Origin of the sequence: Pseudomonas fluorescens (assembly GCF_001307275.1) — a bacterium.
GTDB classification, from domain to species: Bacteria; Pseudomonadota; Gammaproteobacteria; order Pseudomonadales; family Pseudomonadaceae; genus Aquipseudomonas; species Aquipseudomonas fluorescens_AA.
The window spans coordinates 1843045-1859356 of the sequence record NZ_CP012831.1 but is presented as its reverse complement, the minus strand read 5'-3'; the positions used below and the strand labels follow the sequence as shown (position 1 = coordinate 1859356).

At 61.6% G+C, this 16312-nt stretch carries 8 protein-coding genes; 4 read left to right on the top strand and 4 right to left on the bottom strand.

Going from position 1 to position 16312, the window contains the following annotated elements:
- Positions 1-141 precede the first annotated feature (141 nt).
- Positions 142-7197: a TcdA/TcdB pore-forming domain-containing protein gene (locus AO356_RS08275; RefSeq protein ID WP_060739359.1), complete on the top strand. Its 7056-nt coding sequence runs from the start codon at positions 142-144 to the stop codon at positions 7195-7197.
- A 12-nt stretch (positions 7198-7209) separates the two neighbouring features.
- Here AO356_RS08275 and AO356_RS08270 read toward each other — a convergent pair whose 3' ends face one another.
- Positions 7210-7806: a MarC family protein gene (locus tag AO356_RS08270; RefSeq protein WP_060739358.1), complete on the bottom strand. Its 597-nt coding sequence runs from the start codon at positions 7804-7806 to the stop codon at positions 7210-7212.
- A 226-nt stretch (positions 7807-8032) separates the two neighbouring features.
- Between AO356_RS08270 and AO356_RS08265 the strand changes: the two genes are divergently transcribed.
- The 3 genes from AO356_RS08265 (at position 8033) to AO356_RS08255 (ending at position 10308) form a co-directional block, all read left to right on the top strand.
- Positions 8033-8842: a hypothetical protein gene (locus AO356_RS08265; protein WP_060739357.1), complete on the top strand. Its 810-nt coding sequence runs from the start codon at positions 8033-8035 to the stop codon at positions 8840-8842.
- A gap of 63 nt (positions 8843-8905) precedes the next feature.
- Positions 8906-9631, top strand: coding sequence for a hypothetical protein (locus AO356_RS08260; protein WP_060739356.1), 726 nt, complete (start codon positions 8906-8908; stop codon positions 9629-9631).
- Positions 9628-10308 (top strand): hypothetical protein, encoded by a 681-nt coding sequence (locus AO356_RS08255; RefSeq protein WP_060739355.1) that lies wholly within the window; start codon positions 9628-9630, stop codon positions 10306-10308. The genes AO356_RS08260 and AO356_RS08255 overlap by 4 nt, the downstream gene beginning before the upstream one ends.
- A gap of 38 nt (positions 10309-10346) precedes the next feature.
- Here the strand turns inward: AO356_RS08255 and AO356_RS08250 are convergent, their stop codons facing one another.
- The 3 genes from AO356_RS08250 to purH form a co-directional block, all read right to left on the bottom strand.
- Complete coding sequence (locus AO356_RS08250) at positions 10347-13121, bottom strand: hybrid sensor histidine kinase/response regulator (RefSeq protein WP_060739354.1); 2775 nt, start codon at positions 13119-13121, stop codon at positions 10347-10349.
- Positions 13122-13220: 99 nt separating this feature from the next.
- Positions 13221-14516, bottom strand: a complete 1296-nt coding sequence (gene purD / locus AO356_RS08245) for a phosphoribosylamine--glycine ligase (RefSeq protein WP_060739353.1) — start codon at positions 14514-14516, stop codon at positions 13221-13223.
- Between the two features lie 154 nt (positions 14517-14670).
- Complete coding sequence (gene purH / locus AO356_RS08240) at positions 14671-16278, bottom strand: bifunctional phosphoribosylaminoimidazolecarboxamide formyltransferase/IMP cyclohydrolase (RefSeq protein ID WP_060739352.1); 1608 nt, start codon at positions 16276-16278, stop codon at positions 14671-14673.
- Between the last annotated feature and the right edge of the window lie 34 nt (positions 16279-16312).

Sequence of the window (16312 nt, the reverse complement as noted above, 5' to 3'; positions counted from 1 at the left end):
TTGTCAGTGTTTGGCAGACGTTTCAGGTGTCGCCAAGTTGCAAGATATTAAATTGAATAAATAGGTCGCCAGAACACGTGCTGGCGGCGGCGTTGTCATAGGCCTGTTTTTTAACCAGACAGGCCAAGGAGTGTCTTTTTTATGCAGGAAGCGAACATCAAGACGGGCGACAGTGCGCTCGCCTTCATCAGCCTTTTCAAACTGGCCGATCTCGAACGGGCACTGTTGCCTCACAAGAACAATGAGCACTACGACGCGGTCATCCGTTATTACTTTGCCTGTATCGGCATGCCGGATTCCCATCGGTTGCTCGAGCCCTTGGGGCTCTTGAAACAGACGCTCGCCAAGCTGCTGGGCAAGCGCAGGGTCAAGCGCAGCCAGGATACGCATATCTCCAGCCCTGCCGGCGCCGGGATTGACCTGCCGCAGATATACGACAAAGTAGAACAGCACGAAGCGCGCCTCCAGTTCAGTGCCGAGCAGATGAAAAAGTTGCCCACGGAAGTGCCCAGGATGTTGCACTTCGTCTGGCTCGGCGGCGGCCTTGGCGACATTCAGCGCGATTATCTCAATGTATGGCGGCAGGTGTTGGCCCGGCAGGGTTATACCCTGAATCTCTGGTATGACAGCGATGCACTACTGGCCTGGCAAACCAATAGGTTTATTGTCGAGGCGGCCAAGGCCAATGTTTTTTTACACGGCGTAGATGAGCGTATTACCGAAGTCGAGTTGGGGGCCCTGTACAACGAACATGCCCTTGTTCTGAAACAACAGATGCAGGCCCATATCAATGCCGCTGTGGTGAATGGCGGATCAGCCGATGAGGCCCGGATCGATTTACTGACCCGTGCCTACGGTCAGGATGCGCAGGTGCTGCGCCAACAGTTGGAACGCAACCGGCGCAGTGTCCTGGACATGGACGGCTTCAAGTTGCGCGATCTTGCCGCTGGTGCGGTTTCGCTGCAGTTGCAGGAGGTCTATGACCGGGAGATGCGCTTGCTCGGCAATATGGCGGCGGCCTCGGATGTGGTGCGCGCGGAAGTCCTGTTCGCCGAAGGCGGCAGGTATGCCGATATCGACCACCTTCCGCCGTTATCGGCCACCCTGGGCGGCGTCGACATCAGCGGTTTTGATCATGATGCCCGTCTGGGCACCCTGCAATTGCTGCTGAACGAGAACCCCGAATGGCTGCCGGGTCGCCAGGCCTCCTCCCGTTATCGTATGCATATTCCTGCCGAGCATCTGTCGGCACTGGAAGCGTTCGCGCGGAGCGGGCCAAGCTTGAGCGAGGTCTTCGAACTGCCGGCGGAGCGGCTGGCCCGACCTTTCGCGCTGCGGGCCTTGAGCATGGAGCTGTCGTTAACCAATGCTTTTCTGATGGCTCATCCGGGTGCCGAGATTCTCAAGAGCGTGATCGACCGCCTGCGCTCCAACTACGAGTTGATTGAAGCATCGGTTCAACTGGCCGCCCAGCGCGGCGTTGCATTGAGTGACGTCGCCGGTATGTTGGTGCTGGTGGAGGAAGTCTTCGAAAAAAGACATGGATCGCTGAGCCGCCTGCCGATGGGCGAGGTGCTCAGGGCGATCGCGCGGATATCGGGCGTAGCCACCCACTTTGGCGACGGCATCCGCTTCGAGAGTGAAGGCACCGTCCATCTGACGGGCCCTGGCGCCATGCGCGACGGCATGGCCGACTACGCGAACGCGCACTTGAGTGCGGCAGCTGCCAAGACCTTGCGCGAGGAGGCGGGCATTGCTCCCCACCTGACGGTTAACGGCGCCACCGAAGAGGAGCAGGATCACTCCTGGAAAGAGCATGGCAACCAACCGGAAAAATGGCTGGCCAACGAGCAGGCACGCTGGCGTAAAGGCGAGTACCGCACGCGCTACAGCGGTGACATCGCCCAGTTGCTCAAGCATTCGACCGTTGAATTCCAACAGGGCTGGCCGCTGATCGAAGGCCGAGTCGTGCTGCTGACCGATGTCCTGGAGCGCTTGGTCGAGGGGCTTGGCGAGCCGTTCATCGAGGCGATGAGCCAGGGGCATGACGGTGAAATCCGTTTCGAGAAGCCGCTGCCGCTGAGTTTCGATGATCGCCAGCGTATCCGGCGCCAGGCGCCCGATACGCTGGTTCCGGTGTTCCTGAGCGATGCAAAGATGCAAAGCCTGGGGATCGACGACGTGCTGGGCGAGATCGCCAGCGGTGCCCGGCGGGTCATTGAGGTCAGCCCGGTGCAAAGGCTGTCACTGGGCGTGTTGCTCGGTTTGGACAGCTTGGATAACCCGCGCTTCAACGCCGCCACCAGTGAACTTGAGAACCTGGCCAACAGCGTCGCCGAACAGGCGGTGGCCGGCCGTTACGCGGTCATCGAGCGGCAACTGTTCAAGCGCAGGGCGGCAGGGTTCATGAACGGCCTGGTGAGCGATCCGGCGGATGCGCCGCTGCCGTCCGACAGCGCGCTGGAGCTGAAGAAAACCGCCTTGAAACAGGCGCGGACGCTGTTCCAGTGGGGCCGCCATGTCGCGCGGATCCAGAAGGTGGCGACCCTGGAGCACCGTCTCCAGGTCGTCGAACGCTCCGCGCAGGTGCTGGACGGATTCGGCCGCAACGGTGTGCAAATGGTCCCTCAGGATTTGCTGCTCAACGGCGATGGCGAGGCGATTGGCGGGCGCTGCTATCCCTTGGCGTTGGTGATGAGTGCAGCGCTTGCCCAGGGCGATGCGTCCTCCGGGCACTTGCGCGAGCGTTTCTTCCTGGCGGTGCTCGAACCCGGGCAAGCCGATTCCCAGGCCTTTGTGCAAACCCTGGAAGCGCTGCGGGACGTACCGATGACGGAGGTCGGGACGCGTCTGGGACAGGCGAACCTGGATCAGGTCAGGGCCCGGCTCGAGAAGCACATCGGCCCCCGTACGCTGATGCTCAATTCTGACAACCATTCGATGCTGGTGGCCAAGACCGTCAGTGGAGAACGCGCCGTCTACCATTTTTTCGACCCCAACTTCGGCCTGTGCAAGTTCGACCAGCCGGAAGCGCTGCAACAGGCACTGGAGACGTTTTTCCGAACAGAGGGCATGGCCCGCTATTACGCCGCTTATGGTCCTGACGCGCGACCGGAATTCGATCTGATCGACCTGCACAGCAAAAAAATCGCCGCCCTGGAACTGGCTGACGGCTTCACTGTGGAGCACCTGCTCAAGGCCGATCCGTTGCCTGGAAAACCGGCGCTTGCGATTCGCCAGCGCCTGAACAATGCTCACGGCAGATCCCTGGTGGACAACTCGCACCTGGGCAGCAGTTTGCTGGAACTGGACAGTCATTGGTGGGGCCAGCAGATCGCCCAGGCAACGGTCGGTTTGCAGGATTTGCATGACTCGGCCACGCCGCTGGTGCCCTTGTTCGAAACGCTGGAAATCACCCCCGAAGGCAAGTACCGGGTGAGCCTGATCGATCCCGCACAACCGCAACAGCCGGTTCAGGTGCTCAGCGACGATCAGCGCCTGTTGCGGATCAAGAACTGGTTGTCGGAACAGTTTTCGACCCTGGCGCGCAGACCCGCGCAGACAGGGAACGTCCTGGACCCGACCGAGGCCGCCAGTGTCCATACCCTCAACGCCGGTTTCACCATCCAGGCCTTGATGAATGCCTTGCGCGGTCGGGAAGGGGATGACCGAACGTTGACCACCGCCGTGCGCCTGCACGCGTACGTCAACTACGCGCAACTGGTGCACGGCAATGTCGTGGACGTGGCGGGCCTGGTGCAGTTGGCTCGCACCGCGCTGTCGGAGGAACGGCTCATCGCCCGCACGTGCGCGCCGATTGTCGGCCAGGCGCTGGGGCATGCGGCCAACGAGGGCGTCGGCGCGGTGCTGGGGCTGGCCAATGTCGGCTTCGATATCTATCAGTTGAAGACCGCGCAAACCGGCGTCGAGACCGCGCAATTCGGCACCCAACTGACCTTCGACTCTGCCAGCCTGGCCTTGACGGCGGGCGGTGTCGGGGCGGGTTTGGCCGGGGCATCGACCGCGGCGGCGGTACTTGGCGGTGCGGGGGTGATTCTCGGTGGATTGGCCGTCGGCGTCGCCGCCCTGGCCCAGGGGTTTGCCACCATCGCCCGCGAGGCGCGGCAAGTCGGTCAGTTTTTCGACGACCTGGAGCAGGCCTACCGGGGCGACGGCTACCACTACGATCACACGCTGGCCGCGTGGGTGGCACGGCCTTCGCTGCTGGTCAAAAGCATCGATCTGAACGAGGGAACGGTGCTGCTCGACAGCCCGAAGCTGTATCCGCTGCGTGATCATTTTGGTGTGCCGGGCTTCGATCCCGATAACGCGCGAGCCATCGACATTCGCCGGGAGCTGGGGCTACCCGGGCAAGTCGGGTTCGCGCCGCCCGCCGGCCAACCCATCGTGCTGCCCTGCACGCCACACACCACGTACGGTTATGAATACAAGGCGCTGCCCTTCGCTCGTTGGCGTCATGACCGCGGCTTCGACACGGCCCGGCGCCTGGAAAAAAAGCAAGCGGACGGCACCTGGCTGTTTCTGTTCTCGTTCTATTCGTTTCCTTCCGACTACATCCTCAATCGCCTGAACCCGGTGTATGGCGAAACGGTTATCCGGGTGAACCTGGATGCGCTGGAGCGGACACTGGTGGTTCCCGTCCTGCCGGATGCCTGGCAAGGAAAGTTGGCCTATTGGCTCCGGGGCGCGGGCGGGCGCTGTACGGTGATGCTCAACCCCGGGGCCGACATCAGGCTGGTCGCACCGAACCAGACGTATTGCCGCTGGGTATTGCAGGCGAACTGGGCCAAGGACAGTGACATCCGGGTCGAGCCTTCCGGCGACCTGTACATCGGCACCGTCCATGTGACCCGGGTCGGTCGCCAGGAAGTGCTGATCCGCACGGCCGATCAGTTGTTCAGCGTCACCCAGGGTAAACAGCAACTGGACCTGGTCGAGCAGACGGCGCCCGAGGGGCTCGACGAGCAGGCGCTGCTTGACCACTACAAGGGCCTGGCGCGGGAGCACCGATTGGCACTGCCGTATACGCCGGTCCAGCGTTTCCTGATCCCGTTCGAGGATCCCCGGCAACCGCGCTACACCACCGCCTGGTATGACGCCCACGAAGACCGTTTCCTCTACATCCGCGACGACCTGGAAGTGCTCGGCGAGCCGCAGTTGTCGGTGGTCCTGGAGGGCTCCGCGTATTTCCATGACCCCGAGCAATTGCAGATCTGGCAAACGGATTGCGCCACGGGCCTGCTCAAGCGCTGTTACCTGCTACTTATCCAGGACGGTCAAAGCACCATTCGCAGCGTTGCGGCGGATGCCCAGGGCGTGATTCATGTGGTGCAGGAATACGTCGTTGATAAGAAAACCGTCCGGCAGTACCGCTACCTGATTCATGACGGGCAACTGCTGTTGAGTTCCGTCACCTACGACACGGTGCCGCAGCTGCAAGCGCTGCTGTTGGCCAACGATACCCTGGCCGAATGGTCGTCCTTGCTCGGCAACTTCCTGCGGCTGGCCTCCGGGCCTTCGAGCAATGGGCTTGTCACCGTCGATTGGCAGCCGGCGCCGTATGTTTCGATCTGCTGGGCGATTGCCCCCGACGTCCGAGACATGGCGTGGGTACGCGGCAGTGATCGACAGCTGATCCTTGCACAACCGGCCAAGCATCACGCCCGTGGCTGGGACGATTCGATCAAGCACCTGGACGGCCTGATGCTCTTGCCGATGGCCGATGACAGCGATGTGTTCTTCATCTACCAGCGAGTCACCCCCAACCAAACGCTCTGCCGGCTGCAACGCAGTGTGAAGGACGGCAAGGCGCAATGGACGCACCGCTGGGTGCAGCCCGACGGACTCAAGCAGGTCCTGGCTGTCGAAAGGGGCTACGTGGCGCTCGATGACAATGGGCTGTTTTTCAACCTGACCGCGCAAGGCGCGCTGCAGTTTGCCGGTGTGAGTGAGCACTGGCTCAAGGGCCGTACCCGCTGGTGGCAGGCGCTGGAGCCATTGGCCAAGCGCTACCCGGACAAGGATTTCGCCATTGCCGGCCTGCGCAATGCCGCTGGTGACGGCAACCTGTGTGCCTGGTACGTGACGCACCGATTGTTGTTGTGCGATCCGGGACTCGACAAAGAAGTGCGCTTGCTCGGCGTGACGCCGGACAATCAGTCGGCCTGGCTGTTCGACAGGTCGAGCGGTGAAGTCGTGAGCCAGGCATTCTTCGACCCGCAGCAGCTCGATCAAGCATTCGGCGCCGGCTCGCAACTGTTGCCGGGCGCCAGCCTGCCGGCTTATCGACGCGAGTGGACGGGCTGGCGGTTCGCCGACGTCACGCCCGAAGGCAGCGGATTGCGCGGGACCAGCGTGGAAGGTGTGTCGCTGGCGCTGCGTCATCAGGAGGCGGCGACCATCACCGGGGTCAACCACGCCTGGGTGAGGGCCCAGGACGAGCACCTGGTCGCAGCCCTGCAGCGATTGCTGGACGCGGCGCAACATGCCGAATTCGTCTCGGTGGAGTCCGAGCCTGGAAGCCTGCAATGGTATGACGTGCAAAGTGCCCGGCTGTTGCGGGTCACTGGCAAGAACCTGCCCAGGGACTTCACCCTGCTGGGCACTCAAGCACCGCTGAACGTGCTGCTGCACGCGCACCAGGATGGGCGGGTGCTGATCTATCCGGACAAGCGCAGTATCGGGCCGTTCGATTACGTCCAGCGCAACGCCCAGGTGCTGGTGGTCGAAGGGGAGAAGGTCGGTCGCGATCTGTTGCCGCTGATTCCCGATGAGGTCAACCGGTTGGTCCTGCGTATGGGCCAGGGCGCGGTGACTTGCCATTTGACGAAACCGGTATGGCTGAAGCTGGAGTCGGTCATTGTCGACTGTCGCCATGCCTTGGATGAAACACCCGTCACGGCGAGCACGTTGATCTGGGCATTCGATGAGCCTGGAAAACTCGTGTTCGAGATCGTCCAGGCGCACCTGGTCATTGTCGATCCGGACAGTGAACGCTGCCTGATCTTGCGTGATGTGTGTTCCGCCGATCCGGCCTTGCGCGGTGAAATATGCCTGGGCTTCAACGCCGCGCAATCTCGCCAGGTGTCGACGTTCGTGGCGCGGTTAAGGGACCTGGGGGCGACTGGCAGTGCAACCCTGAAGGCGCTGCTGGCGACAGCGCCGGTCGCAGAATAAGCCGTCTTTCTTTTACGGCACCAGGTAGCCCTTCACCCCGGTAAAAATGATCTGCGCCGCCAAGGCGCAGACAAACAGCCCCATCAAGCGGCTGACGATCTGCAGGCCCTGGTCGCCAAGGATCCGTTCGATGCGGCTGGACAGGTAGAGCACGACGCCGACGGTGAAGCTTGCCAGGGCGATGCTGATGATGGCCATGAGTTTGTCGTCCCAGTGCGGCTGGCTCACGCCCATTACCAGCAGGGCGCCGATGGTGCCGGGGCCGACGGTCAACGGAATGGTCAGCGGGACGATGGTCACGTCCTGCTGCACGTTGTCGGTCTGCACGGCCGACTTGCCCTGGGCCATGCCCAGGGCCGAAATGAACAGCACGCTGCCGGCACCGATCCGGAACGCATCCACAGTGATGCCGAACACGCTGAAAATCACTCGCCCGAACAAATACAGCAACACGCTGGAGATCAGCGTCGCCGTCGCGACTTTCCAGGCCAGGCGGCGTTGTTCCTTGCGCGAATAGCCGCGCGTCAGGCCGATGAAGCAGGACAGGACGAAGAAAGGGCTGTAGAGCACCAGCATCTTCAGGTAAACGCTGAACAGCACGTGGAGCATGGTCGGAACTCGCAACGAATGACAATTGACGTGGAGTCTATCAGGCGCCGGGGTGTCTTTGAGGGTTTTAATGTAGTGAAATCTTGGTTTGTTTTTTCTGTTAGTTGTTGGTTGTTGTCCTGGGATTAAGTGCGGTTACAGTTCTGTGCTTGTTACCCTTAAGGTGGATAGGTAAGTATGGCGCTCGGGCCCATGGAGGGCTTTAATTAAATAAGGGACATATTCAATGGATACTAAATTTGATTCGGTTATCACCTTGGCGGACCGACTGGAACGCCTGAATGCCTACGATATATCGCCGGACGATGTAATTGTTTCCCCTCGGATTGCCAGATATAAAACGGCAGGGTTTGACAACGAAATCGAAAAGCCGGACCGCGCTTCGATTGTCGGAGACGCTATCATGTCGTTCGTTTCAGGTATGACGGCGCAAAATCAAGCGGATATCCAGCATTCCTATCTGTTTGCATCGCTGGTTGCCAATAAGAAGTATCCGCGGGATGACGAAGGCGAGGAATGGTATAAAACCTTCCTTGATGTCATGCAGAGTTGTGGCTGGACCATTCTGCGGCATTACCACGATAAGGTTGCCGCGTCCGGCAAGAGTTTCAAGATGGATCAACTGGTGTTGAAAATCCTCGGTTCGGCGGTGGCGGCGGCTGCCGTTCCTGGCCCAACCTCATTGCTGATGCTTAAAGTGGCCGGTGATGCGATCGCCGCATTGCAAACCAATGACAAGTCGCTGCGGCTCTTTGACCAGAATATCCAGGAGTCCGGCACCGGGGGCTTTGGTGTGGCGTCCTGTCACGAAACCGCGCACGGTGAAATCCTCATGGCATTAGGCGCCGTGCGCTTCATCAAGCGGACGAACCAGACCAAGGTCCTGTTCGTGGATTGGGATAGCAGTTCGGTAGACCTGTATCGCGGTGAATGTCATATGACCATGGTGCCGACAATTATCAGTGCAACTCGAGAGATGATTGTTGCAAAGCTGGGTGAACGCGCGAAACAAAAAATCGACGAGTACGAGATCTGATTGATTGATCTCCTGGCGACTACCGAGGTAGTCGCCATCCGTTAATGGAATAAGGTAATTGTCATGAAAGATCATTGTTCGGTTTTTATTGATGCCGGTGCTGTTGTCCTGCTGCCCACTGACCTGATTGGGCAGGACCGGCTCGATATATTGAATTCGATATTGTTTGCCCAGCTGGTAGCCAGTAAAAGATACCCCGCTCTTGCCCGGTCCAGTGACTGGTACTCAGCGTACCGGGAAGTACTGAATAATGGCTGGATGCAAAAGGCCGTGAGTTGGGACAGCTTTACACTCGCTGCCTCATCGAAAACCAACCTGATGGGATGTGTCGAAGAGCGGCTGGGAGAATATGTTGAGCGAACTTTGATTACGCAGGTAACTGATGTATTGAAGCGCGTCGCCCAGTTGTCCAGCACGTTGCCCGCTATTGAATTGCTGCGTGAACATGCCCATCGGCCGAAAAGCCCGGATTCGTCCGAGGCGCCCCATAAAGCACCCGACAGAATCAGGCTGCAAGTCATCCTGGCCCAACAGGGGCCTGTATTGAGTAGCGTCTGCCTGGAGTTTGAGCCCGAGCACGTGACGTCCAACCCTCTTGGACAACTTTTTTCCACCGATCCCGTGGTGGGCAATATTCAATTGCGTTGCTTCAAGGCGAATTTGTCCCAGGCGCTCTATGCGCCCTTCCGTGATGCGATTGTCCACAAGCTGGGGGATAAGGCCGCCAGGAACATCATCGATATTTCCGATGCGGTCGAGCAAGCGCAACCGGAAGCGGGGGCGTTATGACGGATCAAGGGTTTCGATCGGCCGACGGGCAGCGGTTGCGCCTGGATGAGGCATCGAGGGCAGCGGTGGTGGGCGGGAGTATCGTGTCCTTCGACGAGGGTTTGTCCCTCCAAGATCGCGAGGATATCTACCTGAGCAACTTGTACGCGCAGTTGGCAACCCGTTCGGCGTACAAGGACGGTCTGGTCGGTAACTGGTTCGACTATTACAAGAACAAGCTCAGGTACCTGGGGTGGGACTCGGCGCGTCCTGTCAGTGCGGGGCAGGCCGGGCAAGGATTGATGGCCGATAGCGTTTCGCAGCAGATCGCCCGTTCCTTTGGCGCAGGCTATTCGCGGCAGGCCAGCCAGGCGATAGCAACGCTTGGACGAAGCCCTGCTGCGCTCGAGCTGTTTGAACGAACGAGTCTACAGCGCAATACGGGATTCTTCCAGGTGATCCCCTGCGCGGCCAAATCTCGCGGGAAAGTGGAAATCGCGTTGTATCACAAGCAGTTCCGCACCCGCAGGACGGTCTCGGGATTTCTGTTCTGGCCAATGGAGCAAGTGGTGGAAAACAGCGTGGAGGAAATGGCCGTCGTGACATTCAGCACGCTGCATTACGCAACGTTCAGGCAAAAAGTCGCGGCCGCGGTGATCGCCGAAACGACTCGTCACCTGCATGAGCTGGAAATCTGAACGACGCTACGGGGAGTCGCCGAATGCTCTTCGCGGGTTCAGGGCGTGTGCACGGCCTTGTTCTGCTGGTCGCGCTGGGCCACCCAGTGCTCGATCAACTCGCGCAGTTGCGACAGTTCCACCGGCTTGGCCATGTGCCCGTCCATCCCGGCCTGGCGGGCGCGCTCCTTGTGTTCGGCCAGGATGTGCGCGGTGAGCGCCACCACCGGCGTGCGGGTGCGCTGGTTACCCATTTCCCAGGCTCGTAGCTGCTGGGTGGCGGAAAACCCGTCGAGGATCGGCATTTCGCAGTCCATCAGGACCAGGTCGTAGCGCTGCTCCTTCATGGCCTTGAGGGCTTCCTCGCCGTTGCTGGCGGTGTCGGGTTGCAGGTTGAGCTTGCCGAGCATGCCGCGGATGACCTTGGTGGAAATGCTGTTGTCCTCGGCCACCAGGATGCGGAAATCGCTCGGCACCTTCACCGGAATGGGAGGACCGGCGTTCACCTGCACGTTCGTAGCCTGGCCCCGGTTGCGCTGGTTCAACTCGTCCGCCAGGGTGGTCTTGAGGGTATAGCCGGCCACCGGTTTGGCGAGGATGCGCTTGACCCCGCTGTTGCGCGCCACGATCTTGCTCGGCGCATTGCTGATACCGGTGAGCATGATCAACAGGATGTCGTGGTTCAGGCTCGGGTCTTCCTTGATCTTGGCCGCCAGTTGCATGCCGGTCATGCCCGGCATGTTCTGGTCCAGCAGCACCACGTCGAAATAATCCCGCAGGTGCGCCTTGGTGCGCAGCAGCGCCAGGGCTTCCTTGCCCGAGGGCACCGCACTGACGTTCAGGCCCCAGGCGCTGCACTGCTGCACCAGCACCTTGCGGCAAGTGTCGTTGTCGTCGACGATCAATACCCGTGCCCCTTGCAGCGGGCCATCGAGGTCGGATGTCGGGTGTTCGAGGCGATCCGGGTCCAGGGGCAAGGTCAGCCACAGGGTACTGCCCTGGTTGCTGCCGCTTTTGATGCCGAATTCCCCGTGCATCAGGATGATCAGCTGGCGGGCGATGACCAGCCCCAGGTTGCCCCCCAGGCGCGTGGCCGAGAGGAAGTTCTTGCTGTGCAGCTCGGCGTGCATCAGCGTGTCACGCTCTTCAGCGTCCATCGGCGTCCCGCTGTCCTGCACGGCGATGCGCAGGCGCGGTTGATGGCTGCGCTCGTCGAGGGCGACGACGATCAGCACTTCGCCCTCGTCGGTCTTCTTCAGGGCGTTTTCCAGCAGGCTCAGCAACGCCTGGCGCAGCCGCGTCGGGTCGCCGCTGATCACCCGCGGCACCTGGGGCTGGATGAAGCTGATCAGCTCGACATTCTGCTGTTCGGCCTTGGCGCGGAAGATGCTCAGGCAATCCTCGATCAGCGCATTGAGGTCGAACTGCACATCGTCCAGTTCGATCTGCCCGGATTCGAGCCGGGAAATGTCGAGGATCTCGTTGATCAGGGTCAGCAGTTCGTTGCCGGCGCTGTGGATCGTCTGCACGTAGTCGCGTTGTTTGACCGACAGTGGCGTGCCCAGCAGCAGCTCGGTCATGCCCAGCACGCCGTTCATCGGGGTGCGGATCTCATGGCTGATCTTGGCCAGGAACTCGGCCTTGGCATTGATCTCGGCATTGCTCGCCGCCAGGTCGCGGCTGATGCTGAAGCGGCTTTCGTTGATCGAGCGCTGGCGCTCGCCCAGGGCGACACTCATCAACAGGCCGCTGATGCAGATGAAGATCAGCAGGGTGATGATCAAGCCCTGGGGAGGGACTTCCGTGAGCCCTTGCAGCGCCGGAAGAATGATCAGCGTGCCCAGGTTGAAGACCACCATGGCCGCGACGAACAGCCGGGCCGGGCGATAGCCCTTTTGCCAGTGCCAGGCGCTGACGAACAGCATGCTCAAGCCGGCCAGGGCCACCAGGGCGTAGGTCATGATATTGAGTGGCAGCGTGTTGACGAACAACAGCAGCAGGCTGCACAGCATGACGAACACAATGTCCCCCAGCAGCAACCGGTTCAACGGGTGCGGCCCCAGGGGCGCGAAGAAGCGGTAGGCGAACATCAGGCCGCAGGGCGCCGTCAGCAGCAACGCCAGGTAAGCGCCGGGCGTCTGCACCGCCGGCCAATCGGGCAGCCAGGGCCCGGCCAGGTTCAGCAACAGCGCCAGGCTGAGCATCAGCAGCCCTTCACAGGCGGCCAGCCACAGGCAACTGCGGGAACGGGTGTAGGCGTAGCGGGTGAGGTTGTGCAGGATCAGCATGGCGATGCAGCCGAACAGCAGCCCATAGATCAGCGTCTGATTCTGATCGGCGGCCGCCACGACGGCCGATTGCAACGTGACGTAGGGGCGCAGTTCGTGGCGCGAGGCCAGTCGCAGGTAGACGTCCAATGATTTGTCGCTGCGCGGCAGCGGCAACATGAAGTCGCTGCTGGGCACCGCCGGTTCCGTATGCGGCGTGGCATTGCCGCTGACCTGTTGCTCGACCAGGGCGTCGCCGTCCAGCACATAGAGGTTCAGGCGTGACAGGTCGGGGGCGAAGATGCGCAGGATTTGTTCGTGCCTGTCCGGGGCCAGGCGAAAGCGCAGCCACAATGCACCGCCGGGCTCGGCGGCCCTGAGGCGGTCCAGGTCGATGGGGCTGAATTGATTGGTGTAGCGAGCGGAGCGGATGTCGCTCAGCGTCAGGTCGCCCTGTTCATCGAGCAATACCGCCCAGCCACTGCCTGGCGCGGCCTGGGCCGGGAGCATGCAGAGCAGCGTCAGCAGGGTGACGGTAAAGCCTATGGCAATCCTGAGCCAGCGCACGGCGAAATCCCTTCGTAGGTTGATGCCAGATTATAACTATGCGCGGCGCCGGAACAGTCAGGCAAGGGCCGCAGACCCCTGCCTGGCTGAATGGCCGGGTTATTCCAGATTTTCGCCACGCTCACGGGCAATGGCGCGGTAGCCAATGTCCTTGCGGTAGAAACAACCTTCCCAGTCGATCTCGGCGGCAAGCTTGTAGGCCTGCTGCTGAGCGTCGTCCACACTGGCGCCCATGGCGGTGGCGCAAAGCACACGACCGCCGGCGGTGACCACTTGCCCATCCTTCAACGCAGTGCCCGCGTGGAAGACTTTGCCTTCCAGCCGGGCCGCGGCGTCCAGGCCCTGGATTGCGCTACCTTTGGCGTAGTCGCCCGGGTAACCGCCGGCCGCCAATACGACACCGACGCTTGGGCGCGGGTCCCATTGGGCTTCGACCTTGTCCAGGGCCTGGGCCAGCGCGGCCTCGACCAGCAGGACCAGGCTCGATTGCAGGCGCAGCATGACCGGCTGGGTCTCAGGATCGCCGAAACGGCAGTTGAATTCGATGACTTTTGGGTTACCAGCCTTGTCGATCATCAGGCCCGCGTAGAGGAAGCCGGTGTAGACGTTGCCTTCATCGGCCATGCCGCGCACGGTCGGCCAGATCACCTGATCCATGACGCGCTGGTGCACCTGGGCGGTCACCACCGGGGCTGGGGAGTAGGCGCCCATGCCGCCGGTATTCGGGCCGCTGTCGCCATCGCCGACACGCTTGTGGTCCTGGCTGGTGGCCATCGGCAGCACGTTCTTGCCATCGACCATGACGATGAAGCTGGCTTCCTCGCCGTCGAGGAACTCTTCGATCACCACGCGGGAACCGGCGTCACCGAAGGCATTGCCAGCGAGCATGTCGCGCACGGCGTCTTCGGCTTCGGCCAGGGTCATGGCGACGATCACGCCTTTACCGGCGGCCAGGCCGTCGGCCTTGATCACGATCGGTGCGCCTTTCTCGCGCAGGTACGCCAGGGCCGGCTCTATTTCGGTGAAGTTCTGGTAGTCGGCGGTCGGGATCTTGTGGCGCGCCAGGAAATCCTTGGTGAACGCTTTCGAGCCTTCCAGCTGCGCGGCGCCAGCGGTCGGGCCGAAGCAGTCCAGGCCACGGGCGCGGAACAGGTCGACCACGCCGGCGACCAGCGGCACTTCCGGGCCGACGATGGTCAGCGAGACGTTCTTCTCGGCGAAGTCGGCCAGTTGCTCCAGGGCCAGCACGTCGATGGCGACGTTTTCGCACTTGGCTTCGATGGCGGTGCCGGCATTGCCCGGGGCCACGAAAACCTTCTGCACACGGGGATCCTGGGCCACTTTCCAGGCCAGGGCGTGTTCGCGGCCACCGCTGCCAATGATCAAAACATTCATTTCAAAAACCTCGGATGACGCTGATTCTGTTGAGCATCGCAGATGCTTTTCTGTGGGAGCGAGCTTGCTCGCGATGGCGGTGTGTCAGCGGACTTCAATGCTGGCTGAGCCGACGCTATCGCGAGCAAGCTCGCTCCCACAGTTGATCGGTGTATCAGTGACGGAAGTGGCGCATGCCGGTGAATACCATGGCGATGCCGGCTTCATCAGCCGCAGCGATCACTTCAGCGTCACGCATCGAGCCACCCGGCTGGATCACGGCGGTGATGCCGACCTTGGCCGCGTTGTCGATGCCGTCGCGGAACGGGAAGAACGCATCGGAGGCCATGACCGCGCCCTGTACCTGCAAGCCAGCGTGTTCAGCCTTGATGGCGGCGATGCGGGCCGAGTTCACGCGGCTCATCTGGCCGGCGCCGACACCGATGGTCTGGCGGTTCTTGGCGTAGACGATGGCATTGGACTTGACGTACTTGGCGACTTTCCAGGCGAAGATCAGGTCGTTGATTTCCTGCTCGCTCGGGGCGCGGCGGGTCACCACTTTCAGGTCTTCGCTGCCGATCATGCCGATGTCACGGCTCTGGACCAGCAGGCCGCCATTGACGCGCTTGTAGTCCCAGGCCGGCGCACGATCGGCCGACCATTGGCCGCAGGCCAGCAGGCGTACGTTGGCCTTGGCGGCAACAATGGCGCGGGCTTCTTCACTGACGGAAGGGGCGATGATCACTTCGACGAACTGGCGCTCGACGATGGCCTTGGCGGTCTCGGCGTCCAGTTCACGGTTGAAGGCGATGATGCCGCCGAAGGCCGACTCGGTGTCGGTGGCGTAGGCCAGTTCGTAGGCCTGGCGGATGCCGCCCTCGGCGTCCGGGCTCACGGCCACGCCGCACGGGTTGGCGTGCTTGACGATCACGCAGGCTGGCTTGACGAAGCTCTTCACGCATTCCAGCGCGGCATCGGTGTCGGCCACGTTGTTGAACGACAGCTCCTTGCCTTGCAGTTGGGTGGCGGTGGCAATGCCGACTTCGGCAGGCTTGGCTTCCACGTAGAACGCCGCGCTCTGGTGCGGGTTCTCGCCGTAGCGCATTTCCTGGGCCTTGACGAACTGGGTGTTGAAGGTGCGCGGGAATTCGCTGCGGCCTTCGGTCGACAGGGTTTCGGCGGCCTGGTTCACGGTGCCCATGTAGTTGGCGATCATGCCGTCGTAGGCGGCGGTGTGTTCGAAGGCCTTGAGCATCAGGTCGAAACGCTGGGCGTAGGTCAGGCCACCGGCCTTGAGGTTCTCCAGCACGCTGGCGTAGTCGCTGGCGTTGACCACGATGGCCACGTCCTTATGGTTCTTGGCCGCCGAGCGGACCATGGTCGGGCCGCCGATATCGATGTTCTCGATGGCGGTCGGCAGGTCGCAGCCAGGCTTGTTGATGGTGGCTTCGAACGGGTAGAGGTTGACCGCCACCAGGTCGATCGGCTTGATGCCGTGTTCGTTCATGATGGCGTCGTCGATGCCGCGACGGCCCAGGATGCCGCCGTGGATTTTCGGGTGCAGGGTCTTGACCCGACCGTCCATCATTTCCGCAAAACCGGTGTAGTCCGCGACTTCCACTGCGGCGACGCCATTGTCCTGCAGCAGCTTGAAGGTCCCGCCGGTGGAGAGAATCTCGACGCCCAGCTGTTGCAGCTCGCGGGCGAATTCGAGGATCCCGGTCTTGTCGGAGACGCTGATCAAGGCGCGGCGGATCGGCAGGCGGGTGGTCTGGTCGGTCATTTCAATTTCCATCAAAAGCAAGGGAAGTCAGCAA

Excerpts from the sequence above, each read along its gene's own strand:
- AO356_RS08270 (WP_060739358.1), bottom strand. The coding sequence starts at position 7,806 with ATGCTCCACGTGCTGTTCAGCGTTTACCTGAAGATGCTGGTGCTCTAC.
- AO356_RS08255 (WP_060739355.1), top strand. The coding sequence starts at position 9,628 with ATGACGGATCAAGGGTTTCGATCGGCCGACGGGCAGCGGTTGCGCCTG.
- purD (WP_060739353.1), bottom strand. The coding sequence starts at position 14,516 with ATGAATGTTTTGATCATTGGCAGCGGTGGCCGCGAACACGCCCTGGCC.
- AO356_RS08265 (WP_060739357.1), top strand. The coding sequence starts at position 8,033 with ATGGATACTAAATTTGATTCGGTTATCACCTTGGCGGACCGACTGGAA.
- purH (WP_060739352.1), bottom strand. The coding sequence starts at position 16,278 with ATGACCGACCAGACCACCCGCCTGCCGATCCGCCGCGCCTTGATCAGC.
- AO356_RS08275 (WP_060739359.1), top strand. The coding sequence starts at position 142 with ATGCAGGAAGCGAACATCAAGACGGGCGACAGTGCGCTCGCCTTCATC.
- AO356_RS08260 (WP_060739356.1), top strand. The coding sequence starts at position 8,906 with ATGAAAGATCATTGTTCGGTTTTTATTGATGCCGGTGCTGTTGTCCTG.